Source organism: Oceaniferula flava, assembly GCF_016811075.1.
GTDB lineage: Bacteria > Verrucomicrobiota > Verrucomicrobiia > Verrucomicrobiales > Akkermansiaceae > Oceaniferula > Oceaniferula flava.
Window position 1 is genome coordinate 260823 of the sequence record NZ_JAFBGL010000002.1, and the last position, 23317, is coordinate 284139.

General features: G+C 57.5%; 22 protein-coding genes. 14 read left to right on the forward strand and 8 right to left on the reverse strand.

The window, feature by feature from the left end:
* Window positions 1–3: 3 nt before the first annotated feature.
* Both JO972_RS04190 and JO972_RS04195 read right to left on the reverse strand, forming a co-directional pair.
* Window positions 4–843 carry an HAD-IIB family hydrolase gene (locus JO972_RS04190; RefSeq protein WP_309488746.1) on the reverse strand — a complete coding sequence of 280 codons (840 nt, stop codon included), beginning with the start codon at window positions 841–843 and terminating at the stop codon, window positions 4–6.
* A gap of 9 nt (window positions 844–852) precedes the next feature.
* Window positions 853–1737 carry a hypothetical protein gene (locus JO972_RS04195; RefSeq protein WP_309488747.1) on the reverse strand — a complete coding sequence of 295 codons (885 nt, stop codon included), beginning with the start codon at window positions 1735–1737 and terminating at the stop codon, window positions 853–855.
* A gap of 160 nt (window positions 1738–1897) precedes the next feature.
* Here JO972_RS04195 and JO972_RS04200 point away from each other — a divergent pair, with 160 nt between their 5' ends.
* The 6 genes from JO972_RS04200 (at window position 1898) to JO972_RS04225 (ending at window position 8145) form a co-directional block, all read left to right on the forward strand.
* On the forward strand, window positions 1898–4357 hold the full coding sequence (locus JO972_RS04200; protein WP_309488748.1) for a U32 family peptidase: 2460 nt from the start codon (window positions 1898–1900) through the stop codon (window positions 4355–4357).
* Window positions 4358–4375: 18 nt separating this feature from the next.
* Window positions 4376–5383, forward strand: a complete 1008-nt coding sequence (locus JO972_RS04205; RefSeq protein WP_309488749.1) for an acyltransferase family protein — start codon at window positions 4376–4378, stop codon at window positions 5381–5383.
* A 145-nt stretch (window positions 5384–5528) separates the two neighbouring features.
* Window positions 5529–6254 carry a hypothetical protein gene (locus JO972_RS04210; protein ID WP_309488750.1) on the forward strand — a complete coding sequence of 242 codons (726 nt, stop codon included), beginning with the start codon at window positions 5529–5531 and terminating at the stop codon, window positions 6252–6254.
* Between the two features lie 13 nt (window positions 6255–6267).
* Complete coding sequence (locus JO972_RS04215; RefSeq protein ID WP_309488751.1) at window positions 6268–6957, forward strand: hypothetical protein; 690 nt, start codon at window positions 6268–6270, stop codon at window positions 6955–6957.
* A gap of 90 nt (window positions 6958–7047) precedes the next feature.
* Window positions 7048–7287, forward strand: a complete 240-nt coding sequence (locus JO972_RS04220) for a hypothetical protein (protein WP_309488752.1) — start codon at window positions 7048–7050, stop codon at window positions 7285–7287.
* A gap of 120 nt (window positions 7288–7407) precedes the next feature.
* Window positions 7408–8145 (forward strand): segregation and condensation protein A, encoded by a 738-nt coding sequence (locus JO972_RS04225; protein WP_309488753.1) that lies wholly within the window; start codon window positions 7408–7410, stop codon window positions 8143–8145.
* Window positions 8146–8186: 41 nt separating this feature from the next.
* Here the strand turns inward: JO972_RS04225 and polA are convergent, their stop codons facing one another.
* Together polA and JO972_RS04235 are read right to left on the reverse strand one after the other, a co-directional pair.
* On the reverse strand, window positions 8187–11012 hold the full coding sequence (gene polA, locus JO972_RS04230; RefSeq protein WP_309488754.1) for a DNA polymerase I: 2826 nt from the start codon (window positions 11010–11012) through the stop codon (window positions 8187–8189).
* 163 nt (window positions 11013–11175) lie between these two features.
* A complete protein-coding gene (locus tag JO972_RS04235) occupies window positions 11176–12093 on the reverse strand; it encodes a LysR family transcriptional regulator (RefSeq protein ID WP_309488755.1) in 918 nt (305 codons plus the stop codon).
* A 103-nt stretch (window positions 12094–12196) separates the two neighbouring features.
* Between JO972_RS04235 and rnk the strand changes: the two genes are divergently transcribed.
* The gene (gene rnk, locus JO972_RS04240; protein WP_309488756.1) at window positions 12197–12622 is read left to right on the forward strand and encodes a nucleoside diphosphate kinase regulator; all 426 of its coding nucleotides are present in this window, start codon (window positions 12197–12199) and stop codon (window positions 12620–12622) included.
* Window positions 12623–12657: 35 nt separating this feature from the next.
* On the opposite strand, the gene JO972_RS04245 is transcribed toward rnk, so the two are convergent.
* Window positions 12658–13080, reverse strand: a complete 423-nt coding sequence (locus JO972_RS04245; RefSeq protein ID WP_309488757.1) for a hypothetical protein — start codon at window positions 13078–13080, stop codon at window positions 12658–12660.
* A 245-nt stretch (window positions 13081–13325) separates the two neighbouring features.
* Between JO972_RS04245 and JO972_RS04250 the strand changes: the two genes are divergently transcribed.
* Complete coding sequence (locus tag JO972_RS04250; RefSeq protein ID WP_309488758.1) at window positions 13326–14498, forward strand: class I SAM-dependent rRNA methyltransferase; 1173 nt, start codon at window positions 13326–13328, stop codon at window positions 14496–14498.
* Between the two features lie 37 nt (window positions 14499–14535).
* On the opposite strand, the gene JO972_RS04255 is transcribed toward JO972_RS04250, so the two are convergent.
* Both JO972_RS04255 and JO972_RS04260 read right to left on the reverse strand, forming a co-directional pair.
* A complete protein-coding gene (locus JO972_RS04255) occupies window positions 14536–14943 on the reverse strand; it encodes a DUF2752 domain-containing protein (protein WP_309488759.1) in 408 nt (135 codons plus the stop codon).
* A 33-nt stretch (window positions 14944–14976) separates the two neighbouring features.
* Window positions 14977–15510 (reverse strand): GYF domain-containing protein, encoded by a 534-nt coding sequence (locus JO972_RS04260; protein ID WP_309488760.1) that lies wholly within the window; start codon window positions 15508–15510, stop codon window positions 14977–14979.
* A 155-nt stretch (window positions 15511–15665) separates the two neighbouring features.
* Between JO972_RS04260 and JO972_RS04265 the strand changes: the two genes are divergently transcribed.
* The 5 genes from JO972_RS04265 to JO972_RS04285 all read left to right on the forward strand — a co-directional run bounded on the left by JO972_RS04265 (window position 15666) and on the right by JO972_RS04285 (window position 21022).
* Window positions 15666–17477: a carbon starvation CstA family protein gene (locus tag JO972_RS04265; protein ID WP_309488761.1), complete on the forward strand. Its 1812-nt coding sequence runs from the start codon at window positions 15666–15668 to the stop codon at window positions 17475–17477.
* A 105-nt stretch (window positions 17478–17582) separates the two neighbouring features.
* Entirely contained in the window at window positions 17583–18275 is a 693-nt protein-coding gene (locus tag JO972_RS04270) for a hypothetical protein (RefSeq protein WP_309488762.1), read from the forward strand.
* Window positions 18276–18363: 88 nt separating this feature from the next.
* Window positions 18364–19383 (forward strand): biotin synthase BioB, encoded by a 1020-nt coding sequence (gene bioB, locus JO972_RS04275; RefSeq protein ID WP_309488763.1) that lies wholly within the window; start codon window positions 18364–18366, stop codon window positions 19381–19383.
* 23 nt (window positions 19384–19406) lie between these two features.
* Complete coding sequence (locus JO972_RS04280; RefSeq protein ID WP_309488764.1) at window positions 19407–20576, forward strand: beta-ketoacyl synthase N-terminal-like domain-containing protein; 1170 nt, start codon at window positions 19407–19409, stop codon at window positions 20574–20576.
* On the forward strand, window positions 20576–21022 hold the full coding sequence (locus JO972_RS04285) for a L,D-transpeptidase (protein ID WP_309488953.1): 447 nt from the start codon (window positions 20576–20578) through the stop codon (window positions 21020–21022). Before JO972_RS04280 ends, JO972_RS04285 begins: the two co-directional genes overlap by 1 nt.
* 137 nt (window positions 21023–21159) lie before the next feature.
* Here JO972_RS04285 and JO972_RS04290 read toward each other — a convergent pair whose 3' ends face one another.
* Window positions 21160–21657: a low molecular weight protein-tyrosine-phosphatase gene (locus JO972_RS04290; protein ID WP_309488765.1), complete on the reverse strand. Its 498-nt coding sequence runs from the start codon at window positions 21655–21657 to the stop codon at window positions 21160–21162.
* 28 nt (window positions 21658–21685) lie between these two features.
* On the opposite strand from JO972_RS04290, the gene JO972_RS04295 reads away from it, so the two are divergent.
* The gene (locus tag JO972_RS04295; protein ID WP_309488766.1) at window positions 21686–23227 is read left to right on the forward strand and encodes an alkaline phosphatase family protein; all 1542 of its coding nucleotides are present in this window, start codon (window positions 21686–21688) and stop codon (window positions 23225–23227) included.
* Window positions 23228–23317: the final 90 nt, after the last annotated feature.

Here is a 23317-nt window from a genome sequence, read left to right on the forward strand (position 1 = left end):
GTGTTAGATTGGTTGTGTAAGTTCGAATGTGGATAGCAATTTGAGAATGGAATGGTTCCAGCCCTTCGAGGCAGGGTAGGGGGCTTGGAGGATGTGGGTGCCGGCGGGGTGCACCTTGACTCCGTCAGCATGGGGGATGATGATGCCTATATCGGCAGCTTCAAGCATCGACTGATCATTCGCGCTGTCGCCCAGCGCTACAGTGGTTAAAAAGGAGTGGGGATTGCATTTCTGATAGAGGTCGCGAGCGGCTTGCAGTCCGTCAGCCTTATCGGCCGGCCCCATCAGGTGAATAAAACGTCCGCCGCGCAGGGTGCGAATGCCTTGTGAATGAAGGGTCTTCTGGAAGCGCTCCCAATTTTCCTCGTTGTCCTTCCAGAGGATGGGCTCGGAGACATGCCGTTGGCGCGCCATCTTCGCGGCCTCGATGCTAAGGCCAGTCAGCTCAGAAAGTTCCTGATCGCTCATGTCGCTGAATCCGGTGAACTGGTAGCCATGTTCATCTCGCGCGGCGTGGGCGTGTTCGATGATGAAGTCGCGCGACAATCCGGTGATCAGGGTGCGGTAGCCTTGGTCGCTGTGCCAGCCGGAGTCGTCACAAAACGCAGCCAACGGTGAGCTCTCCGGCACCGCGACGATGCCTCCATTTTCCGCAATCAGCGGTGTGGTGAGTGCCAGCTCATCGGCGAGCGATTCGATCTCGGCGAGAGTTTTGCTGGAGTTGAAAATGAGGGGGAAGTCACGCGCGGCGAGCTGCTCGATGGCTTCTTGGGCCTCGCTGTATTGATAGTTGTCATCGATGAAGCTGGCATCGAGGTCGGTGATGATTAGGAGTTTTTTCATCGATGCGGCTTAACGTTTGAGATACTTGGCGGTGGCAATGCTGTGGTCGTGACTCAGCTCCAGCACGCAGTCGGCGCGGTCCGGCATTTCTTGAAACATCCAGCGAGTGAGTCGTTCGTAGTGCATGATAAATCGTGTGATTTGTTCGTCATCCATGATGCCCGCGCCTTGCTGGCGTAGGCGCAGTTTGTCCTCTTGCAGTCGGCGCCATTCGTAGACGCATTCGAAATCCGGGGCCTTGAGCATGACCAGGCGGTCCATCAGGGCGAAGAGCTGGGGGTAGGCCGTTTCCAGCTGCGCATTGACGTAGCTGCGCCAGGCGGCGTCGGCGTCTTCCGTTTTTTCAAGTTGGTTGCAGGGTTCCGTCAGCGCAGATGCCGGCTGAGCCATGGCTCCGACGCACCAGCCTTCGAAGAGGATGACGTCCACGGGTTGCGTGAAACTGACCCACTGGGATTTGGGTGCCCGATCGTCCACCGCCTTGTCGAACACGGGGATGGCGGGTGTTTTCCGCGCTTTGAGCTGCTGGATGAGGTCGATCCCCATGGCAACATCGTGGGTGCCGGGCACGCCGCGGGTCTGCAGCAGTGGGTGGACGTCGCAAGCCAGCTGGCTGCGCTCGTCACGGGTGAGATAGATGTCATCGATGGAAATAATCGCGCAGCTGAGCTGATGCTCGTGCTCCAGGGCGAGTGCCAGCACCTTCGACATGGTGGATTTTCCTGTCCCCTGGGCTCCATTGACGCCGACTACCAAGGGGCCGCTTTCTTGTTTCGCCCAACCGACGATGGCGTCCGCCAATGGCAGGTAGTGTGTCACTGCGAGATCCTCGAATTGTGGGGGCAGAGATTCGGTGCGGATCAAGGATTGAAGCCAGTTGGGAGCGATGGGCATGGATGAATTGAAGTAGGGTCAGTGGGGAGTATGAAAGATGATTTTAATTCATAGCAAGCACAATGCCATGACAGTTTTTAAATGAAACCAGCGCCGCGGATCCCCACCATTCGGCGTTTCGCGCATGGACATTTGCCGATTTTCAGCAATGCTGCCGCTGATGTCTGCTGCCACTGATCGAGAGCCTGAATTGCTATCCCCTGCGGGAAACTGGGATTGTGCCCGCGCCGCGGTGGCGAATGGCGCGGATGCCATCTTCTTTGGCTTGCCGAAATTCAACGCCCGGCTGCGTGCCGACAATTTCACCGAGGCCGATCTCCCCGAGCTGATGGACTTCCTCCACGCCCACGGCGTGCGCGGATTTGTCACCATGAACACGCTGATCTTCACCGGCGAGCTGGAGGCGGCGGAGAAGCAACTGCGGCTGCTGGAGGAGTCGGGGGTGGATGCCATCATCGTGCAGGACCTGGGACTGGCCCGGCTGTGCCGACACGTGGCTCCATCGATTGAAATCCACGCGTCCACGCAGATGACGATCACTTCGCCGGAAGGTCTCGCCTTCGCGGATCAGCTCTATCAGCTCGACCGTGCGGTGCTCGCGCGTGAGTTATCGCTGAAGCACATTGAAAAATTTAAACCGCAGGAGTGCGTGCCGCTGGAGGTCTTTGTCCACGGTGCACTGTGCGTGGCCTATTCCGGTCAGTGTCTCACCAGTGAGAGTCTCGGTCAGCGATCGGCGAACCGTGGCGAGTGCGCGCAGGCGTGCCGGATGCCGTATACGCTGGTGGTCGATGGCGAGGAGCGCGACATGGAAGACGTGCGCTACCTGCTCAGCCCGCAGGATCTGGCGGCAGTGGATTTTGTCCCTGATCTGGTCAGACAAGGTGTGGTCTCGTATAAAATCGAGGGCCGACTGAAGTCGCCGGAATATGTCGCAGCGATCACCAAAGTGTATCGCAAAGCGATCGATGCCGCCGTGGCGGAGCAGGCAAGTCCGGTCACCGATGAAGATCGCTACTCGATGGAGATGACCTTTTCCCGTGGTCTGTCGTCCGGCTGGCTGGAGGGAACCAATCACCCGCGCCTGACTCATGGTAAGTTTGGTAAAAAACGCGGCGTCTACCTCGGCGAAGTCACCGCCTGCGACTACGGCTGGGTGGAGGTGAAGCTGGCAACCCAGATTCCGGTGAAGGCGGGCGATGGCATTGTCTTCGATGCCGGCGAGGACCGCAATCAGGAGCAGGGCGCTCGTATTTGGAGTGTGAAGGGCGATCGTCTTCTGTTCCATCGCAAGGAAAGTGGGCTCGACTGGAAACGGATCGAGGTCGGACAGAAAATTTGGAAAACCGACGACCCGAAACTCAACAAATCTCTCACCGCGAGCTGGAAAAATGCCAAGCTCGAACCTGTCCGCGATGTGCTGAACATCGTGGTCACTGGAAAAGCCGGCGCTGCAATGACTCTGGCCTGTGGAAAAATCCAAGTGAGCTCGGAAGAAAAACTCGAAGCCGCTGAGAGCCGACCGTTCACCCAGGAGTTTCTGGAAAAACAGTTGGGTCGGCTCGGTGGCACCGCATGGAAACTCGGAACCGTCACGAACCAGTTAGAAGGTGCGGTGATGATGCCGGTCTCCGCAGTGAACCGGCTCCGCCGTGCTCTGGTGGATGCGATGGATCAGGTGGAAAAGACGCCGGAAGTCAAAGTCGCCTCGACCGGTCAGCTCGCCGATCTGATGCCAGCTCGCAAGACCGATGAATCGCACCAGCGGGAGCTCTCGGTGCTGTGCCGGACCATGGAGCAAATCGAGGCCTCTCTGGAATCGGGAGTTTCTAACATCTACGTCGATTTCGAGGACATCAAGCGTGGCAAGGACGCCGTGGCGGCTGTCCGCCAAGTTGATGGCGCACGGATTCACCTCGCCACACCGCGCATCCAAAAATCCGGCGAGGCAGGGTTTTTCAAAGTGGTCGAGCGTGCCGAACCTGATGGTGTGCTGATTCGCAACCTCGGAGGCATCGCCTATTTCAAAGATAACAAGGAGCTTTATAAAACCGGCGACTTCTCACTGAACTGCGCCAATCCGGTGACCGCCAAGATTCTCAAGGAAGAAGGGAAACTGGACAAACTCACCGTCTCCTACGACCTCAATGTCGAGCAGGTCATGGACCTTCTGTTAGCCGCGCCCACCGATTGGTTTGAGCTCACCTTGCACCAGCACATGCCGATGTTTCATATGGAGCACTGCGTGTTCTGCACCTTCCTCAGCGATGGCGGCACCAGCATTCTGAACTGCGGCAAACCCTGCGAGAAACACCACGTGCAGCTGAAAGACAGGGTGGGGCAGTTGCACACCTTGAAGGCGGACGTGGGATGCCGGAACACCCTGTTTAATGGTCGGGCCCAGACGGGTGCGCGTTTCTACCAGCAAATGCGCGGCACCGGGCTGCGGAAGTGCCGCATGGACTTCCTCGATGAAGATCACGCCGCCGCGATGAAGTCGATCCACGCTTACCAGCAGCTGCTCGCCGGGGAAACCAGTGGCAACCACCTGTGGCAGGATCTGGATGTGATGGAGCAGTTAGGCGTGACCGAGGGGACTCTACAGGTCATCGGTCGATAGGGGAAAACGTTCCATCCGATGAGTGCTCCAAAACCTCACTTTGCAGTGCTCGATGTGCTGCGGGCCTTGGCCGCCTTTGTGGTGTGTCTGTTTCACTTCAATTACCGCAACGGGGGAAACCTTTCCGCGGCCTTGGAATATGGCCACTACGGCGTGGAGGTGTTTTTTGTCATCTCCGGTTTTGTCATCCCGCTGGCGATGAGTTGGTCGAGTTTCAAATACCGCGACACTCCGAACTTTCTGCTGCGGCGCTTTATCCGCCTCTACCCGGTCTTTGCCATCGTGGCCTTGAGTAATGTGATTTTGGCGACCTATGGCAGTCCGCTGTTAGGATACGGTGGCGACTCGCCTGACCTCACGTGGTCCCGGGCACTGGCGAACTTCACCCTGACTTGTGACTTGGTGGGGGAGTCTTGGTATCTTCCGGTCTTCTGGACCTTGGCGATCGAGGCGCAGTATTACTTCCTCATCGCGCTGTCGTTTCCCATGCTGGTGCATCAGAAAACCTGGGTGCAGGTTGGGGCCTTACTGCTGTGGATCGTTCCGAGCTATTTTGTCGGTTACGGCGAAACGGTTTTCACCTGGACCGCATTTTTTGCCATCGGCATCCTCGCCTTTCTCAAGCAGCAGAAACGTATCCCCGCCCATGTCTTTTGGCCCATGCTGGTTCTGGCGGCCTTTTGCCATACTGAAACGCGGAACCTAACAAGTGCCAACATTGGTGTGCTCACGGCGCTGTGTATTCTCTACTGTCCACCGATCAACGTGAAGTGGCTGGTGAAGCTGGGGGCGATTTCCTACTCGCTCTACCTGCTGCACCTCGCCTTCGGTGGGGCGATTCTGATCCACCTGAGAAACTTGCCTGAGAACTGGCAGTGGATCAACGTGCAGCCGGTGGGCATCACCCTGTCGACACTTGTCTCCGTTGCTGCGGCCCTGCTGTTTTACCGATGGATCGAGCTGCCGATCCACAACCTCGCCAGAAAATTCAAAACCCGCGCGCGGGAGAAGGAATTGGCGAAGTAGGACAGCTTTGTGACTTCGTCGAATTAGGCTGACATGATAGAATTTCGCAATGGAGCATCATGAAAGTCCAAAAGATTTCTGGTTAAAGGTCGTGCTGGTGGTGGCGATTTTATTGGTTTTGTTCATGATGATGACACCGGTGACCATGTCCTCCCCTAGGAAGGCTGATATGACCACGGCCACGAACAATGCGAAGCAGATTTTTCTATTGATGGTCGAATTTGACGATGATTTTGGCGAATTTCCTAGTGATCAGAGTGCCAGTAAAAAGGATGCGTTGAAGGCCTACACTGGCGAGTATTCCAATGACTACCTCGGCCAATTTCTTGCGGGGGGCTACGTGCAGAGTGAAGAGATTTTCTACGCCAAGGGGGGAAAGCGTAGGGTGAAGCCGGATAATGATTACAGCAGCAAAGATACGACGCTGGCTGAGGGCGAGTGCGGTTTTGCTTATATCAAAGGGCTGAGCACTTCGGACCTGGCGGGGACACCTCTCTTGTTAGCTTCGATGTATGGCGATGGTTACAAGTTCAACAGCGATGTGTATAAGGGAAAGGCCGTGGTGCTGCGGATTGATGGCTCGGTGCAAACGCTGCGACTGAATAAGGATCGGTTAGCCAAGTTGCCCAATGGCAAAACTCTCTTCGAAGGAGGTGCCGATACCGTGTGGGGTGAAGAGGGCTTTGATTCCAGTCGGCTGCTCTACGCAAAACACCCCTACGATTTCAAACCTGCAATTGTTAGGAAAGAGTGGGTCACACCGCCAACGATTGCTGTGGCGCTCATCTTCCTATTCATCTGCATTTACATCGGCAAAAAAATCGCCCGCAAGCCGAAACAAGAGGGGGCTTGTCCGGAGTCAGGCGAATGATAGAGTCGCAAGAATGAAAACCTCACGGATTAGAAAATGCGCAGCGCTCTCGCTTCTTGGTGCCGGCTTGCTGATGCCTGTTGCCCATGCTCAACAGGCAAAACCAGCCGGAGGGGTGATTGGGAAGCTGCTGAATAAAAGCAAGCGCGGCGAAATGACGAAGGCCGTGATGAACGCCAAGCAGATCTTCCTGTTGATGGCCGAATTTGACCTAGATTACGGTGAATTTCCCAACGATGAAACCGCCAACAGTGATGACTTGCTGAAAGCTTACCGAGGAAAACATTCCAACGATTATCTCGGCCAATTTTTAGCAGGTGGCTACACCCAGTCCGAGCAGCTTTTCTTCGTCAAAGGTGGAGCGCCTACCGATAAAAAGCCGGATAACGACATCTCCACCAAAGCCAAGACCTTGGAGGCCGGCGAGTGTGGCTTTGCCTATTACAAAGGGCTGTCCATGGGGAAGAATGCCGCGATGCCACTGCTGCTGGCTCCAATGACCGGAAAAGGTTTTAAATTCGATCCCAAAGCTTTCGATGGCAAGGCGATCGTCTTGCGGTTGGACGGCTCGGTGACCACTTATCCGATTGATGCCAACGGCGATGTGATCCTGGCCAATGGCAAAAGGCTCTTCGAAGGGGGTGCCGGAACGATTTGGGGCAATGAGGGACCGGATGCCAAGCGGTTGCTGTTTCCCAAGTAATGGATCCGTGCACTTGGCCATAGTGGAGAGGGTTGGATAAAAATCCAAATTTCTGGTGAATATTTGGCCCCGAGCTTTCGTCGAAAGGGCATGATACACCAACTCTCATCCGTTAAATTAGCCGTCGGAGCGATGATATCTGCTCTGTTTCTTGCCAACTGCACCACGACCTACGACTCCTACGGTCGCCCGGTCCAGAGCGTTGATCCCGTAGCCGCCACCGTTGGCGCTGTGGCCATTGGCGCGATTGCCTACTCGGCGGGGAAAAACAACAGCTCGCACCATGGTCACCACGGACATTACCGCCGTGGCCATCGTTGGCACCGATAGTGTAATTTTTGCGTAGTTCCCCTTTTTCCTACGCAATCACCAGATTCCCAGCTTCTGCTGTGGGAGGGAGAGAAATTTTCCTCGCACGCGGGGCTGGGATCACTTATCGATGGGGCCAACGTGGAAGACGCCGATTACAAAGTCAGACTCGATATTTTCGAAGGTCCTCTGGATTTGCTCCTTTATCTCATCAAGAAGGATGAGGTGGATATCCACAGCGTATCGATCGAGCGGATTACTAGGCAATACCTCGATTACATCAACACGTTCAAAATGCTCAACATCGATCTCGCCTCCGAGTTCATCGTGATGGCAGCGAACTTGATGTATATTAAAAGCCGGACCCTGCTGCCGAAGGCCGAGCAACCGCCGGAGGAGGATATCGAGGAGGACGACCCTCGCTGGGAGCTGATCCGCCAGCTGATCGAGTATAAAAAGTTCAAGGACGCCGCCGGGTTTCTGTCGCGCAAGGAAACCGAGCAGGAAGACTACTTCGCCCACGTGCCGGAAAAAGTGGCCCCGCCCGTGCAGGAGGTCGAGGAGCCGCTGCCGGATGTCAATATTTTCGATCTCATCCGCGCGTTTCAGAACGTGCTGAAGCGCTTCGAGGAGGCCAATGACCTCGGCGATATTGTCGATGATCGCTACACGGTCTCCGATAAAATCGAACTCATGCTCGCCACCGTGCAACCGGGTGGCAGCGTGCAATTTTCTTCGTTGTTTGAAAAAGCCACCTCCAAGGCCGAAGTCATCGTGACCTTCCTGGCGGTGTTAGAGCTGATGAAGATGAATCAGTTCCGCATTCGCCAGGACCACATCCTCGGTGAGATTGAGGTGGAGCGGAAGTCTGTGACGTGACGCTCCGTGGCATGACCGGGACGGATCATGCCACGCCCCCACTAGTGGGCTGCCAGCCAGTTGTCGCCGGTGCCGGTTTCCACCTTGCACTGAATCCCGTGGGGCAGCACGAGGGCGTTTTCCATCGTTTTGACAATCTGGGGAACCAGCGTCTCCTGCTCGCTGAGGTGGAGGTCGAACAGCAGTTCATCATGCACCTGCAGCAGCATCTTGGTTTTGGCTTCCTGCTTGTCCAAGAGTGCACGCACCTGGACCATGGCCAGCTTGATCATATCGGCCGCCGTGCCCTGCACCGGGGCATTGATCGCGGCACGCTCGGCACCACTGCGGATGGTGCCATTTTTCGAATCGATGTTACGCACATGGCAGCGCCGACCACTGATCGTCTCGACATAGCCATTTTCCTTGGCGGATTCGATCGTGCTTTCCATGTAGTTTTTCACTCCCGGATATTGCTTGAAGTAGGTTTCAATGATCTCGGAGGCCTCGCCGCGTGGGATGTCGAGACGCTGTGAGAGGCCGAAGGCGGAGATGCCGTAGATGATGCCGAAGTTGACCATCTTGGCATTGCGGCGCATCTCGGAGGTGACTTCGTCCATGGCCACTCCGTAAACGCGCGCGGCAGTGGCGGTGTGGATATCGAGATCGGCCTTGATCGCTTCGATCATCGCTTCGTCGCCAGAGAGGGCGGCCATCACACGCAGTTCCACCTGGGAGTAATCCGCGGCGAGCAGGGTGTGGTGTAGATCCCGAGGCACAAAGGCCTTGCGAATCTCACGGCCGGCGACGGAGCGCACGGGGATGTTTTGCAAATTGGGGTCGTTGGAGGCGAGTCTGCCCGTTGAGGTCATCAGCTGTTGGTAATGGGTGTGCACCCGACCGGTCTTGCTGGAAACGTGCTGCGGCAGGGCATCGACGTAGGTGGACTTGAGTTTGCTCGCCTCGCGGTAGTCGAGGATATCGGCCACGATCTGGTGCTTGGGTGCGAGCGCGGAGAGCGTTTGCTCATCGGTCTTGAACTGACCGGTCTTGGTCTTCTTCGGCTTCTCGACCAGTTCCATTTCGCCAAAGAGAATCTCGCCGAGCTGTTTGGGTGAGTTTAGGTTGAACTCACGTCCGGCAGCCTCGATGATGGCTTCGGAGAGCTTGGAAATACGTTTCGTCAGCGAGTCGCCGATTCCTTTCAAGGCGACGATGTCCAGCGAGATGCCTTCGTTTTCCATCGCGGTAAGCACCGGCATCAGCGGGGCTTCGATGTTCTGGTAGATGGGCTGCTGGCCGCTTTCCTCCAGTTGACCTCTGAGAATTTCGGCAATTTGCCACGTCACATCGGCATCCTCCGCCGCGTAATCGGCGAGCTCATCCACGGGGATGAGGTGCATTTTGATTTCCTTCTTCTTGGTCGACTTCTTCGCAGGCTTTGGTTCTTCCTCATCGAAGCCAAACAGATCTCCGTCCGCCCCTTTCGAGTTCTGCGAGAGGTCGGCCAGTTTCACCGGCGTGTAGCCTAACAAGGCCTCGGAAACGAAGTCCATGCTGTGGCGTTGGTCGGCGGCGACCAATGCGTGCACCAACATAGTGTCAAAAAACGGACCACTCACCGGGCAGCCGTGGGCCAGTAGCACGGAGAGATCAAATTTCAGGTTGTGGCCCACTTTTTCAATCTTGGAATCCAGCACCACGTTGAGTTTGTCCAAGACCATGTCGATGCTCAGCTTGCTCCCCGCACCGGTGTGCACGAAGTAGGCTTCGTGGGCCTGAACGGCAAAGGCGATACCGAGAATTTGGCAGCTACGGGGATCGAGAGACGTGGTTTCCAGGTCGAAACAGAAACGACTGGAAAGCGAGAGTTTCTTGATCAGTTGGTGCAAATCCTTGGCGTCATCGATCAGATGATAGCTGTGCTCGACATCGGCGATGGTCTTGAGATTGGCGCTTTCCGGCTCTTCGTTGGCGGTCGTGGTGCTTTCTTCATGCCCCCGACCCGCCACAAAGCTGTCGCCGTAGAGTCGCTTGGCAATGGAGTTGAATTCCATTTCCGTGAGCAGCGCCTGCAGGGCCTCGTCGTCACGCTGGCTGATCACCAGGTCATCCCAGCTGACCTCGACGGGTGCATCCAGAATGATGGTCGCGAGCTCCTTCGACAGCCGTGCCTGATCGGCAAAGTTGATGAGGTTCTCCTTCTGTTTTCCCTTCAACTGATCGGTCGACTCCAGCAGCTTTTCCACCGAGCCGAACTGGCCGACCAGTTTCTTTGCGGTCTTCTCACCGATGCCGGGCACCCCGGGGATGTTGTCCGAGGCATCGCCCCAGAGGCCGAGGATATCGATCACTTGTTTTGGCGATTCCACCTGCCACTGGTTCTGAATCGCGGCGACATCGAGCAGCTCGTGGTTGTTGCCCTGTCGACCCGGTTTCCACATGGTGGTGGTGTCGGTGACCAGCTGGGCGAAATCTTTGTCCGGTGTCACCATGTAGGTGTGAATGCCGCCGTCGGCATCGGCGCGGTGGGCGAGGGTGCCGATGATGTCGTCCGCCTCATAACCATCGAGCTCCAGCACCGGAATGCCGAAGGCCTTGCACAGTTGTTTGACGTAGGGGATGGCCGCCGCGAGCTCCTCGGGCATCGCTTCACGCTGGGCCTTGTAGGGCGGATAAAGCTCGTGTCGGCACGTCGGGGCGCGGGTGTCGAATGCGACCCCAATGTGACTGGCATCGTGGTTGTCGATGATGTCCAGCAGCGCGTTGGCAAAACCGTAAACCGCCGAGGTATTGAAGCCCTTACTGGTCAGGATGGGATTGCGCATGAAGGCAAAATGAGCGCGATAAACCAGCGCCATGCCGTCGAGTAGGAAGAGATTGTGCATTGGGTAAAAAAAGGTAATCGGACGAAGGTCATCCGGATAAAATGCTAGGTGGTGGGGGGCACAGAGCAGGTGTGGGCAGACAAGGTGTCAGAAATGCACGCCAAGGAAAAGTGACAAGCGGGGAATTGGCGATAAAAATGATGTGAGCGTTCGGGCTGAGGGCTTACTCCGGCTCAGGGGATTCCGCAAAGAGGTGCGAATACGCATTCTCCGTGATCACTTTTGCCAGTGGGTGTTTGACCAGTCGCTCGCCGGTGATGGCGTAGAAATCGCTGCCGCACTCTTCCACCTTGGCGATGACTTTCAACCCATAATGTTTCAGCGCCGCTTGATCGACCACGGTGGGCACGGTGGTGAAACCAAGGCCGCCCGCCGCGGCTACTTCCATCAGAGTGGAATCTTCGAACTCGCCGACAAGCTGCGGGCGCACTCCTTGTTTGTCGAACCACGCCTCCAGTGCCCAGCGCATGCCCATGTTGTCACTGGGCAGAAGCGCGGGAGCTCCGTGGAGCGACTGTGGGAAGCCGCGACGAAGTTTGGCTGCCAGCTGAGGAGTCGCGCAGAAAGTGACCCCAGAACGCCCCAGCCGATGGTTGTAAGTCTTGGTCTTCAAGCTGGTAGTGGCCGGTTCGTCCGCCAGAACGAGATCCAGTCGGTGGGCTTGCAGCTGGTGAATCAATACTGCGAGTTCGCCTTGCCGTGAGACCACATGGGTAGGGCGTGAGTATTGGTAGGCGGGTTTCAGGATTTCATAGGCGATGAGTTTCGATAACGAATCCGTCATGCCAACGTTGAGTCGGGTGGCCCGGTTATTCGAGCCCTGGCTGATGGCATTGGTGAGCTCCCGCCCCGCGGAAAAGATCTCATCGGCGTAAGTCAGCGCGATTTGCCCAGCCTCGGTGAGCACCAGCTTTCTGCCCGAGCGGTGGAACAGTTTCTCACCGAATGATTCTTCTAGCAGTTTCAGCTGGGCGCTGATGGATGGCTGCGAGACACCCAAATCCTCGGCGGCTTGCCGCACACTGCCTGTGCGAGCCACCGTCCAGAAGTATCGCAGGTGGTGATAGTTGAGGAAATCCATGGGTTCGATGATGTATAGGAAAAAGTTATGAAAGCAATCGTATATGAGTCTTAGTCAAAATATGTGATCTTGTTATCTTAGGCGGAGTTTATTTAAAATGATTATGAAAACATCAACATCAAGTGCCGTTCAGTCGTTGCCCATTCACATCACTTCAGAGGATAAAGCACGCTTGGAGGGTATGATTGCCAAGATGCAACGCAGTGGTGAACAACGGGACGGCTTAAGCACCTTGATTCATGAGCTGGATCGTGCGTCGGTGATTTCCGAGGGGGAGGTATCGCGTGATCTGGTTACGATGAACTCAGAGGTCTCGATCATCAACCAAGACACGGCTGAGAAATTACAATTCACCTTGGTCTATCCTGAAGATGCGGATGTGGACGCCGGTAAGATTTCCGTGCTGTCACCAATTGGTTGTGGCATGTTAGGCTACAAGGTTGGCGATGAATTTGAGTGGCAAGTGCCTGCTGGAGTGCGCCGGTTTGTGGTCGCCAAGGTGGATTTCCAACCCGGAAAAAGAAGCTAGATGCGTTCGCGGCGCTCGATGTCACGAGCTGTGAGCTAATCGTTAATCCCCTCCGTCCGCGCTTCGACGGCGCGTTGGAAGGCTTCGCGGTCGCCGTAGCGTTTGATGCTGAACTTGACGCAGCGGCGCTGGCCGGGGGCGGGGGACCAGGTGGCTTGCCAGAAGTGATAGGTGGTGCCGTTGGCGGCGCTGACGGTGATTTTGGAAACGCCTACCACGCCCGAGCTGTTGCGCGGTGAGCGCTCGCAGATACGTGCTTGGTCGGTGAGCTTTTCCAGCAGGGCATTGCGCCAGCGGCGGGCGGCGAGCAGGGCGTGCTCCGGATGACCGTGCACCCGATCGCCAAAGAACTTGGCATACTTGATGCCGCGGCGTTGCAGTCGCACCTGCCACCCGTGGGTCCCGGCATCGGGGAGATCGATGCGGGCAATGGCGTAGTTTGGATCAGGCTGACTCATGGATGTGCGGAGAAAATTGCCACGGATGGGGGCTGGTGTCAATTTTCCGGCTGGTGGTCTGCGACGCTGGACAGAATTAACATAATTTCGCAGAATTTTTTCTTCGGTTGTTAATTCAACTGGCATGTGGACGCTCAAACTAAGTAATTCTGAAAAATTCTGTTAATTCTGTCCAGCACCGCAGGTATCCACAATGTGCGAATTGTCTCCCATTTCCTCGCCAACCATGCTTCAACGGTGTCGCCATGCCAGGAATTATCATCAGACCACGCGCACGTATTTTTCACGGACACGATTGGGTTTACGCTTCGGAAATCCAGAAAGTCTTTGGCGACCCCCAGCCAGGGGAGGTGATCTCGCTCAAGGATTTCCGCGATCGGCCACTGGGCACGGCGATTTACAACCCGCAGTCGCAGATTGTCGCCCGCCGGATTTCACGTCGCAAGCAGAAGCTGGAAGCGGAGTTTTTCGAGCGCCGGATCTCCCAAGCGATCGAGCTGCGTGAGCGGTCGGGGATCGATCCCAAGCTGGCGCGCATTGTCTGGAGTGAGTCGGACGGACTGCCCGGCGTGGTGGTGGATCGCTATGACGACCACGTGGTGCTGCAAACCCTGACTCTAGCGATGTATCTCAATCGCGAAATCATCGGCGAGGTGCTGGTGAAACTGCTGAATCCCAAGTGCCTGATCCTGCGCAATGACTCGCCAATGCTTGCTGCCGAGGGGATCGAGGAGGAAATCACCATCATGCATGGTGAAAAACCCGACCCGTTTGTGGTCGAGGCTCCCACCGCCGAGGGTGGCGTGAAGTTTGAAATCGATTTGTTAGATGGCCAGAAAACCGGATTGTATCTTGACCAGTTAGACGCGCACCGCGAGGTGGCGAAGCTGGCGAAGGGCAAGCGGGTGCTGGATTGTTTTTGCAACCAAGGAGGCTTTGCCCTCGCTTGTGCCAAGGCGGGTGCCGCCAGTGTCACGGCGGTCGATTCCTCCGAGCCGGCGATTGCTGCGGCGATGCGCAATGCGGAGCTCAATGGTGTGGAAATCAATGCGGTGAAACACAACGCCTTTGATTTCCTGAAGCATTGTGAAGATCAATACGACATCGTGATTCTCGATCCTCCGTCGTTCACCAAAAACAAAAAGAGCCTGAACAATGCCATGCGCGGATACAAAGAGATCCACCTGCGTGGATTGAAGTTGCTCGACAAGGAAGGCATCTTGGCGAGCTACTGCTGCTCGCATCACGCCACCCGTGAGCTGTTCCTGCAGAATATCGTATCGGCCTCGGTGGATGCCAAGCGCTCGCTGCGCATGGTGGCTTCACACGGTCAACGACTCGACCACCCGGTGCTGCCGGCAATTCCCGAGACCGAATACCTCAAGGGCTTTGTCCTGCAGGTGATGCCCTCGCGCTAAGACGCCTACGCTGTTCATTTTCAAAACCCTCCTCCAGCTACGGTGCGAGGTGGGAGAAGGGCGTGGCTGGGAGGTTGCGGAGGATGGTGAAGATGGCAATGATCGCCACTCCTGCCCACAGCCAGATAGGGTGGATGTTAGAAAAGGAGGGAGCTTTTTTTCCCAGCACCGAGATTCGGACGATCAGGTAGAGGCAGACCGCGATGAACAGGAAGGCGGCGGCTGCCAGGAGAACGTTGTGATCAAAGGCGGCACCGATGTTGCCATTGGCCAAGCTCTTGGCGCAGCGCGTTCCTCCACAGCCGGGGCAGTAAAAGCCTGTGTATTTCAGGACGGTGCATTGGGCTCCGCCTCCACTGAGCCAGTGGGTGATTCCGAGGAATGCCGTGATGATGGCCAAGGCCACGATTGGCAGCAGGAGCGGCCACAGGCGATGACGTTTCATTGAGCTGTTAGTCGTGCCTGTTGATGAGCCTGGTTAGGGCATGCCTGCGCCAGCGGAGGCACTGGCGAATGCGACGATGAAGCCAATGATGGCAAGCACCTGGATACCAATGCCGATGTAACCGCAAATGAGCCCCGCGATGGCCATGCCTTTGCCGGCGATGGGAGTGGCGCTGTTGTTGATTTTCTTCAGCGACATGTGACCGCAGATCACTGCCGGGATACCGAAAATGGCCCAGATGTAGCAGATGATCACGGCGAGAATGCCGCAGACCAGACTGGTGATTGCCAAGGCGTCGGTTGGGATCGTGCCGACGTCAGGCTGCTGCCCGGCATAGGTTTGTGGGGCGTTGTAAGGATTCGCTCCGGGGGCCGGGGTGCCATCGGCTGAGGTGGCGACCACGGACTGGAATTCCTGCACGTCCTTGAGCGGTAACCAATCGGCCATGCCCTCGCGCCAGATGATGGTCTCGGGTTGAACCTCGCCGGAGCTGATCAGGGTGCGGATTTCCAAATCAGAAACCGGACCGTGCTGCGTATTGTCTTTGCCGTAAAACCACTCTGCCATAACTGCGCCGAGCATTGATAAAACGGGCTGCGGATGCAATGCAGAAATGGAACATGCATCTGATCAGTTTGGGTGAGACTGTTTCATTCTTTGATGCCACAACAAGCTGACTTGGTGATTGATTCGTAAATTCATCTTTTCCAGTATCTTGCCTCATGTTCACGCTGGTCATCGCGCTCGGTTCCTTTGTTTTCTACCTGATTGCCTATAACACCTACGGCAAATGGTTGGCGAACAAGATCTTTAAGCTCGACCCCGAAGCGAAAGTTCCCTCGGTGGAGTTCGAGGATGGCAGCGATTATGTGCCCACGAGCAAGGGGGTGGTTTTTGGCCACCACTTCACGTCCATCGCCGGCACCGGGCCGATTGTGGGGCCCTCCCTCGCGGTGATGTGGGGCTGGCTACCGGCCTTGATCTGGGTGCTGGTGGGCTCCGTCTTTATCGGGGCGGTGCATGATTTCGGCGCGCTGATTGTCTCGATGCGGAACCGCGGTCAGACCGTGGGCGACATCGCTGGGCGGGTGATCTCTCCGCGGGTGCGAGTGCTGTTTTTACTCATCCTCTTTCTCGCGCTGACCATTGTGCTGGCGATCTTCGGACTGGTGATCGCGCTGGTCTTCCGCGCCTATCCTCAGTCGATCACCCCCTGTCTGCTGCAAATCCCCCTGGCGGTGATAATCGGTCTGTTCATTCACCGCAAAGGCGGAAACATGATGCTCGCCTCGGTGGGAGCCCTCGTCCTGATGTATCTCTCGGTGATCTTTGGCGATGTCGGTTGGCTCGGGGGGCTCAATGAGTCATTGAAATCGTGGGGGCTGATGACCTGGGTGACGGTGCTGTTAGTTTATTCCTACATCGCCTCGGTGCTGCCGGTCTGGACCCTGCTGCAGCCGCGGGACTACATCAATGCCCTGCAGCTGTTATCCGCCCTCGGCCTGGTGGTGCTGGGGCTGATCGTGGCAGGCCTTTGGGGCGGGGCACCGGTCGAGGGGATTCGGCCGAACTTGGAAATTGCCGCCCCGGCGCTGGAGTCCTCGTTTGAGGCGAAGCAGCTGCCGATGATTTTCCCCTTCCTCTTCATCACCATCGCCTGCGGGGCGATCTCCGGTTTTCACTGCCTGGTTTCCTCCGGCACATCATCGAAGCAACTGCGCTGCGAAACCGACGCCCGCTTTGTTGGATACGGCTCGATGCTGACGGAGGGCTTTCTCGCTGTGCTGGTGATCCTGGCCTGTGTGGCCGGGCTGGGGCTCGGGATTCAGTCGTCCGATGGCTCGGTGCTGTTAGGTGCCGATGCCTGGGATGCGCGCTATGCCGGCTGGAACGCGATGGGCCTGGGAGCCAAGGTCGGTGCCTTTGTCGATGGCTCGGCGAATTTCCTCAAGGCGATGGGCGTTCCCGGTCAATACGCCACCGCGCTGATGGGGGTGTTTGTGGCGTCCTTTGCCGCCACCACCCTCGATAGCGCCTGCCGACTCCAACGTTATGTGGTGCAGGAGCTGGCCGGGGGATTGATGCGGAAGGAGGTGGACGCCGGTGCCCCGCAGCCGATCGCCCTGAATGCCAATCCGCTCAGCTGGCTGGCGAATAAACACGGAGCGTCTATTTTTGCCATCGCCGTGGCCTGGGGGATGGCTTCCCTGCCTGCCGCCGCAGGAAAACCGGCTGGCACCGGAGGCATGATTCTCTGGCCATTGTTCGGCGCCACCAACCAGCTGCTCGGTGGCTTGGCCTTCCTAGTGGTGATCTTCTGGATGAAAAGAAACCGACTGCCGGTCTGGTTTGTGGTGTTGCCCGCCGTGCCGATGCTCGTGCTGCCGGCTTGGGCGATGGCTCATCAGATTTTTGTCAGCGCGCTGGGGTCAACAGAGAGCTGGATCGCCCAGGAGCGATGGTTGCTGGTGGGAATCGGGTCGGTCTCCCTGCTGCTCGAGCTCTGGATGGTGGTCGAAGCGGTGGCCGCCTAGCGGCGTTTCAAGGAGCCGGATGAGTGTGATTCGGCTGAACTTGCATCTTGATCAATCAAGGAGTTCGCTCTGGACAGCTCCCGCCGTGACGTGAATAATCTCTCCATGCGCGTTCGTTTTCTGATTCTTTTCATGGTTGCCATGGCTGGCTTTTCCAGCGTGGCAGAATCTGCCCAGCGGCATTTGATTCTCAGCGGCGGCCCGGCTCTTCGGAAGTGGGAAAATCTGCGTGTCACCCGCGATCAGCACGACCGCTGGTGGGCGAACTTCATCCGTGGCGCCACTCTGCGGATGGTGGAGATCCGCCGCGCCTACGGGTCGGACGCTCCGATCACCTGGATGGTTTACCGTCCCGGCTACGCTTCGAGAGGCCTGGAGGACCGGAAACCTTACACCACCTGGATCACCGAACTTGCAGAACGGCGCAAGGTGACTCTCGTCTGGGTCAGTAGTGGCCAGGATGTGATTAATACCATCAACCGTCAGCCGTCGCGCTCGGTCATTGGTTTCGATTTCTTCGGCCACTCGAACAAGTATTGCTTCCTGCTCGATTACAGTCGCGAGATCATTGGCGCGAGTAAAGCCTGGCTACACCAAGATGATCTTTCCAAGATTCGCGGCAGTGTTTTTGCGCGGAATGCCGACTGCACAAGCTGGGGCTGCCACACGGGCGAAAGCATGAGCGCCGTCTGGAAACGGGCCGTCGGCACCACCTTGGTGGGAGCCAAGGGCAAGACCAACTACGAATCTGTCGGCCAAGGGAAAATGCCCACCGTCAGCGGCCGATGGGTGCGCTAGCCTGAGGCCTTGCCTTTCTCCTCTGCGGCACCTACTGCCCCAGACGTCACCACTTTTCCAACCACCCACATTTTATCCATTATTACCTATGAAATACGACGAATTGCATCGCGTTCACAGCCTTCCGCTCTTTGAGCTTCTTAAAAAATCCCGCGAGGTGCATGAGGCGAATTGGCCGCAGAATGAGGTGCAGCTCTGCACCCTGCTTTCCATCAAAACCGGAGGCTGCTCCGAGGATTGTTCCTACTGTTCGCAGTCGGCGCGTCACAGCACTGGTCTGGAAATCGAACGCCTGATGGAAAAAGACGCCGTCATGGAGCGCGCTCGCGCAGCCCGTGCCAGTGGCTCCACTCGCTTCTGCATGGGCGCTGCCTGGAAGGGCGTGCGTGCCGGCACGAAGCGATTCGAGCAGGTGAAGGACATCATCGAGTCGGTCTCCGAACTCGGCATGGAAGTCTGCGTCACCCTCGGTGAACTCGGTGCCGAGGAAGCCGTCGAGCTCAAGGACGCCGGTGTCACCGCCTATAACCACAACGTCGATACCTCACGCGAGCACTATCCGAACATCGTCACCACCCACACCTATGACGATCGCCTCAACACCATCCGCCACGCCCAGAATGCGGGCATGAGCATCTGCTGCGGTGGTATTCTCGGCCTCGGCGAAACTTCGGAGGATCGCTTGAAAATGATCGAGACCATCTCCGAGTTCAACCCGCAGCCGGAAAGTGTGCCGATCAACTCCCTCATGCCGATGCCCGGCACCCCGCTCGGCGATTCCGATCCGGTCGATATTTTCGACGTCGTGAGAATGATTGCCGTCGCCCGAATCGCCTGTCCCAAGGCGAAGGTCCGCCTCTCCGCAGGCCGCACCCAGATGAGCGAGGAAGGCCAGGCGATGTGCTTCTTCGCCGGAGCGAACTCGATTTTCTACGGCGATAAACTGCTCACCGCCGAGAACCCGGCGATTAAGAAGGACCTCGCTTTGATTGAAAAACTCGATCTCAAAGCCCAGGCACCGAACCCTTCCATGGCGGCACCCTGCAAGGAAGAGGACCGACCCGCTTCGCCAGCCCCTTGTGAGTCGAACTCACCCTGCTGCGGCTAGTCGTCCGCGCCGAACATTCTGCCATGCACATTGCCATCACGGGAATTGGCCTGACGTCCGGCCTCGGCGATGGTCCGGACGAGCACGCCGCCAAGATCAGGGCGGGGGAATGCCAGCTGGCTCCCTTGTCTGGCTTGTTAGGTGCGGAGTCGGACTATGCCGAGCTCTCCGCCTCGTGGATTCAGCGGCGTGATCTGCTTTGTTCCAGGAAATGGGCACCTGCGTCGTTTCTGTCGCTGCACGTCGCACGGCAGGCGATCATCGATTCCGGCCTGACCCAGGACGATCTTCGCGATGCCGCTGTCATCGTCGGTAGCAGCCGTGGCAATATCGCCGGTTGGGTCTCGCCCTGGCCCGGTCGACGCCCCTTCGGCCTCATGGCCGCCAGTAATTCGATGCACGGCGAGCTTGCCTCTGCCGTCAGCATCGAGTTCGGTATTCGCGGCCCCTGGCAGGTGATCTCCAGTGGCTGCGCCGCCAGTTTGGATGCGCTCGGCATGGCAAACATGATGCTGCGGCAAGGTATGGTGAAACGCGCCATCGTCATCGGTGTGGAACTGCCGCTGATGGATGAGGTGCTCGATGTTTACGCACAAACTGGGGTGCTGTCATCCACCGCCGTAAACGACCCTTGGTCGCCAGAAACCTCCGGCTTTTTCCCCGGCGAGGCAGGTGCCGCGCTGGTGCTGGAATCATTTTCTAACATCGAGGAAAAACCCGACGCCGTCTCACTAACAGGATACTGGTGCAACTCGGATGCAGATTCGCCCATTGGCATGCCCGAGGACGGAGCCGGCCTCCGTGAATTGCTCACCAAGGCGGTCGCCGATCTGGAAAACGAGCCTGCCATCACTGCGGTTTGCCCTCACGCCAGTGGCACTCTGTTACACGGCAAGGCGGAGCTCTCCGCGCTGCACGAGTCGCTCCCCGCTGGCGACCCAGTTTCGCTGCACCCGCTCAAGCCATTCACCGGCCACACTGTCGGCGCCAGTGGCGTGCTCGATGTCGCTATCCTTACCGACTTCTTACGGAAGCGCGAACTGCCACCGAACCTGCCGAACCTCACTCAGCCGGAAGGGTTCAATCTGTCCCCGAACGATCTGGATCCCGGCGGCTCCACCGTGCTGAAAATCGCCGTCGGCATGGGCGGCCACAACTCCGCCGTCTCCCTCCGCACCCCAGCCCAAGCGTGATGCATATCCGAGTCTCTATCAGCGACCAAACGCTCTACCTCCTCGAGCAAGGTGAGCTGGTCATCAGCTACCCCATTTCCAGCGCCGCCAATGGTCTTGGTTTCGAGGAAGGTAGCTACTGCACACCCACCGGTCGGTTCGAAGTCTGTGAAAAAATTGGCGACGGCGAGGCTCCCGGCACGGTTTTCAAATCCCGGCTCCCCATCGGCCACTGGGACGGAGCCCCGTCCGATGCCGACCTCGTTCTCACCCGCATCCTCCGCCTGAATGGACTCGACCCGGAGAACGCCAACAGCCGAGATCGCTACATCTACATCCACGGCACCAATCAGGAACACCTGCTAGGTCAGCCCGCCAGCTGCGGCTGCATCCGCCTGAGCAACCAAGACGTCATCGACCTCTACGACCGCATCGAAGAAGGCACCCCAATGACCATCGAACCCTAAACTGCTAAGTTTCCGAACCGCGAATCGCACGAATCCAACGAATCGTCAGGATAAGAAAAAATTCGCCCAATTCGCCAGATTCGCGGTCCAAAAAACCTGAGTCATCAACCCCAGAGAATTTAGCGTCCTCCGCGTATTTAGCGGTCCAACTCCCCATCCTGATAGCGCCGAATAATCTCCGCGCAGCCGTCCTCTAACATATCAGCCACCTGCTCGAACCCCTCGGCACCGCCGTAATACGGATCAGGTACATCGGGAATGCGGTTTGCCTCCACCGTGCAGAAGCTGGTGAACATCTTCACCTTCGTGAGCGTTTCGGCATCTGGGGCTAAGGAGGAAACGTTGCTGTAGTTCTCCTCGTCCATGGTGAGGATGAGGTCGAATTTCTGGAAATCACAGACCGTAAACTGCCGCGCACTTCCATCGCTGGGCACACCGCGCGCCCGCAGTGTGGCACACATCCTCCGGTCCGGTCCCTTGCCGGTGTGGTAATTGGCGGTGCCGGCGGAATCGATCCGGATCGCGTCGGCTAGGCCTGCTTCCTTCACTTGATGGCGGAAAATATTTTCTCCGGCAGGCGACCTGCAAATGTTCCCCAGACAGACAAAAAGCACGTTGAAAGGCGTTCTTGGCATGATGCCTCCATGTTGTAGTCTCACATCCATGCTGACAAGAGTTCTCTATCTGATCTTCGCGCTCTGTTCCTGCCTGAGCGCAGAGTCGATCAAGCCCCATGTCATCCTCGTCCAGCTGGCCACAGGTGAAAGCAATGGCTTGGAGATGGATGTCTTGAAAGGCGAACACTGGCAGCAGCATCAAGGCCGCTACCTCGTCAGCCCCGGCCGTTCCGCCACGCAGGCGGCTTTACTTTTCGGCCTGCCCCCACTTCAGCTTGGCGTGGTCAAGGACCTCGATTGGCGACGTCAACCCGTCGCGTCTAACACGACGCCCTCATTAGCCAAACGCTTCGAGGAAAAAGGATACCGCAGCCACTTTCTCGGAGCTTGGGCCTTGGGTGCCTCCGCTCCCTTCGATCCTGCCAGCCGCGGTTTCACCCAAGCAAACGCCTTCGAAGCCGCTGAGAAAAACACCCTCACAGATCCCTGGGGCAGTGCTCCGCCGGAGTTCGTGTTGGCCAAGCCTGCCGCAGACATGCCCAGTTTCATCCACCTCGCCGAAGGCCGTCACCTGAGTCGCAGCAAGATCGAAGTATTGCTCAAAGCCTGGTTAGAAGAGCATCAGCATCCCACCGTGATCATAGTCGCCGAAATGCCATCGATGGAGGAGCCCGACTACCATCATCAGGCCACGTGGCACTGCTACACCTCCCAATACGCCCAGGAGCCAGAAGACATCTTCACCGACTGGGATCTCAACCACGCTCTGCGAAAAATGTTAGGATGGAAAGTGGCACCCGCAGCTAGCGCCATGATTTTTCACCGCGGCAACTGGCCAGTCAACGAGTCCCCGGAGAAACATCGCCACCATGGCTCCCTGGTTCTTGCCGATGGTCTGGCTCTGGCTGATGGCCTCAGCCTTTACCGTGCGAACAACCACCGACCCGATACCGCGCAGGAACTCGACATCGCCACCCATCAGCAAGCGCATCAAAAACTCCTCACCGCCCACGCCCAATGGTGGCAAAAAGCCAGCCGGGCGCTCAACGATCCTCGCGCCTTCACCGTGGGAGCAAAAGACAACCAGGTCACCCGCCTCACCGCGCTCGACTGGCGCAGCACCAAAATCATCGCGGCCGATGGCAGCTCGCCGCTCTCCGCTCCCATGGTCGGCCAGCAGCACCTGCTCGACGTGTTAGAAGGGCTGAAAACTAGCGCCAAATACAAGGAAACCTTCCCGGCCTATTCCGGTAGTTGGTCGGTGCACATCGCGCGCCCGGGTCGCTACAAGATCACCGCCAGCCTGCTGCCCGTCGAAACCCAAGACCCGGAGCAGAAAAAGCTGATGAAGCTCAAGGGTGGCACCGCCCACATTCGGCTCGGCCAGAACGAAGTTCAGCTCCGCCTGCACCCCGGCGCCACCGCCGTCAGCGTGCAAACCGACGCCGAAGCCGGCACCACCCAGCTCGAGTCCTGGTTCACCGGCCAGCTCTCCCTCACCAGAGAGCTCGGCGCCTTTTTCGTGGAAATCGAACGTGTGGGAGATAAAAAATTCGACCTCAAAGCCAAGGCGACTGAAGGGAAGTGATCAGAAGTCGCGCGTAACGTGCCAGTGGAGCACGCCCTCAACACAAGCAACCTCGAAGAGGTGACATAGACTAGCGCGGGGTGACAAGCC

What these genes read in the sequence shown, in the direction of transcription:
- JO972_RS04190 (WP_309488746.1), bottom strand. Translation starts at nt 843, where the DNA reads ATGAAAAAACTCCTAATCATCACCGACCTCGATGCCAGCTTCATCGAT.
- JO972_RS04195 (WP_309488747.1), bottom strand. Translation starts at nt 1,737, where the DNA reads ATGCCCATCGCTCCCAACTGGCTTCAATCCTTGATCCGCACCGAATCT.
- JO972_RS04200 (WP_309488748.1), top strand. Translation starts at nt 1,898, where the DNA reads ATGTCTGCTGCCACTGATCGAGAGCCTGAATTGCTATCCCCTGCGGGA.
- JO972_RS04205 (WP_309488749.1), top strand. Translation starts at nt 4,376, where the DNA reads ATGAGTGCTCCAAAACCTCACTTTGCAGTGCTCGATGTGCTGCGGGCC.
- JO972_RS04210 (WP_309488750.1), top strand. Translation starts at nt 5,529, where the DNA reads ATGTCCTCCCCTAGGAAGGCTGATATGACCACGGCCACGAACAATGCG.
- JO972_RS04215 (WP_309488751.1), top strand. Translation starts at nt 6,268, where the DNA reads ATGAAAACCTCACGGATTAGAAAATGCGCAGCGCTCTCGCTTCTTGGT.
- JO972_RS04220 (WP_309488752.1), top strand. Translation starts at nt 7,048, where the DNA reads ATGATACACCAACTCTCATCCGTTAAATTAGCCGTCGGAGCGATGATA.
- polA (WP_309488754.1), bottom strand. Translation starts at nt 11,012, where the DNA reads ATGCACAATCTCTTCCTACTCGACGGCATGGCGCTGGTTTATCGCGCT.
- JO972_RS04235 (WP_309488755.1), bottom strand. Translation starts at nt 12,093, where the DNA reads ATGGATTTCCTCAACTATCACCACCTGCGATACTTCTGGACGGTGGCT.
- rnk (WP_309488756.1), top strand. Translation starts at nt 12,197, where the DNA reads ATGAAAACATCAACATCAAGTGCCGTTCAGTCGTTGCCCATTCACATC.
- JO972_RS04245 (WP_309488757.1), bottom strand. Translation starts at nt 13,080, where the DNA reads ATGAGTCAGCCTGATCCAAACTACGCCATTGCCCGCATCGATCTCCCC.
- JO972_RS04250 (WP_309488758.1), top strand. Translation starts at nt 13,326, where the DNA reads ATGCCAGGAATTATCATCAGACCACGCGCACGTATTTTTCACGGACAC.
- JO972_RS04255 (WP_309488759.1), bottom strand. Translation starts at nt 14,943, where the DNA reads ATGAAACGTCATCGCCTGTGGCCGCTCCTGCTGCCAATCGTGGCCTTG.
- JO972_RS04260 (WP_309488760.1), bottom strand. Translation starts at nt 15,510, where the DNA reads ATGGCAGAGTGGTTTTACGGCAAAGACAATACGCAGCACGGTCCGGTT.
- JO972_RS04265 (WP_309488761.1), top strand. Translation starts at nt 15,666, where the DNA reads ATGTTCACGCTGGTCATCGCGCTCGGTTCCTTTGTTTTCTACCTGATT.
- JO972_RS04270 (WP_309488762.1), top strand. Translation starts at nt 17,583, where the DNA reads ATGCGCGTTCGTTTTCTGATTCTTTTCATGGTTGCCATGGCTGGCTTT.
- bioB (WP_309488763.1), top strand. Translation starts at nt 18,364, where the DNA reads ATGAAATACGACGAATTGCATCGCGTTCACAGCCTTCCGCTCTTTGAG.
- JO972_RS04280 (WP_309488764.1), top strand. Translation starts at nt 19,407, where the DNA reads ATGCACATTGCCATCACGGGAATTGGCCTGACGTCCGGCCTCGGCGAT.
- JO972_RS04285 (WP_309488953.1), top strand. Translation starts at nt 20,576, where the DNA reads ATGCATATCCGAGTCTCTATCAGCGACCAAACGCTCTACCTCCTCGAG.
- JO972_RS04290 (WP_309488765.1), bottom strand. Translation starts at nt 21,657, where the DNA reads ATGCCAAGAACGCCTTTCAACGTGCTTTTTGTCTGTCTGGGGAACATT.
- JO972_RS04295 (WP_309488766.1), top strand. Translation starts at nt 21,686, where the DNA reads ATGCTGACAAGAGTTCTCTATCTGATCTTCGCGCTCTGTTCCTGCCTG.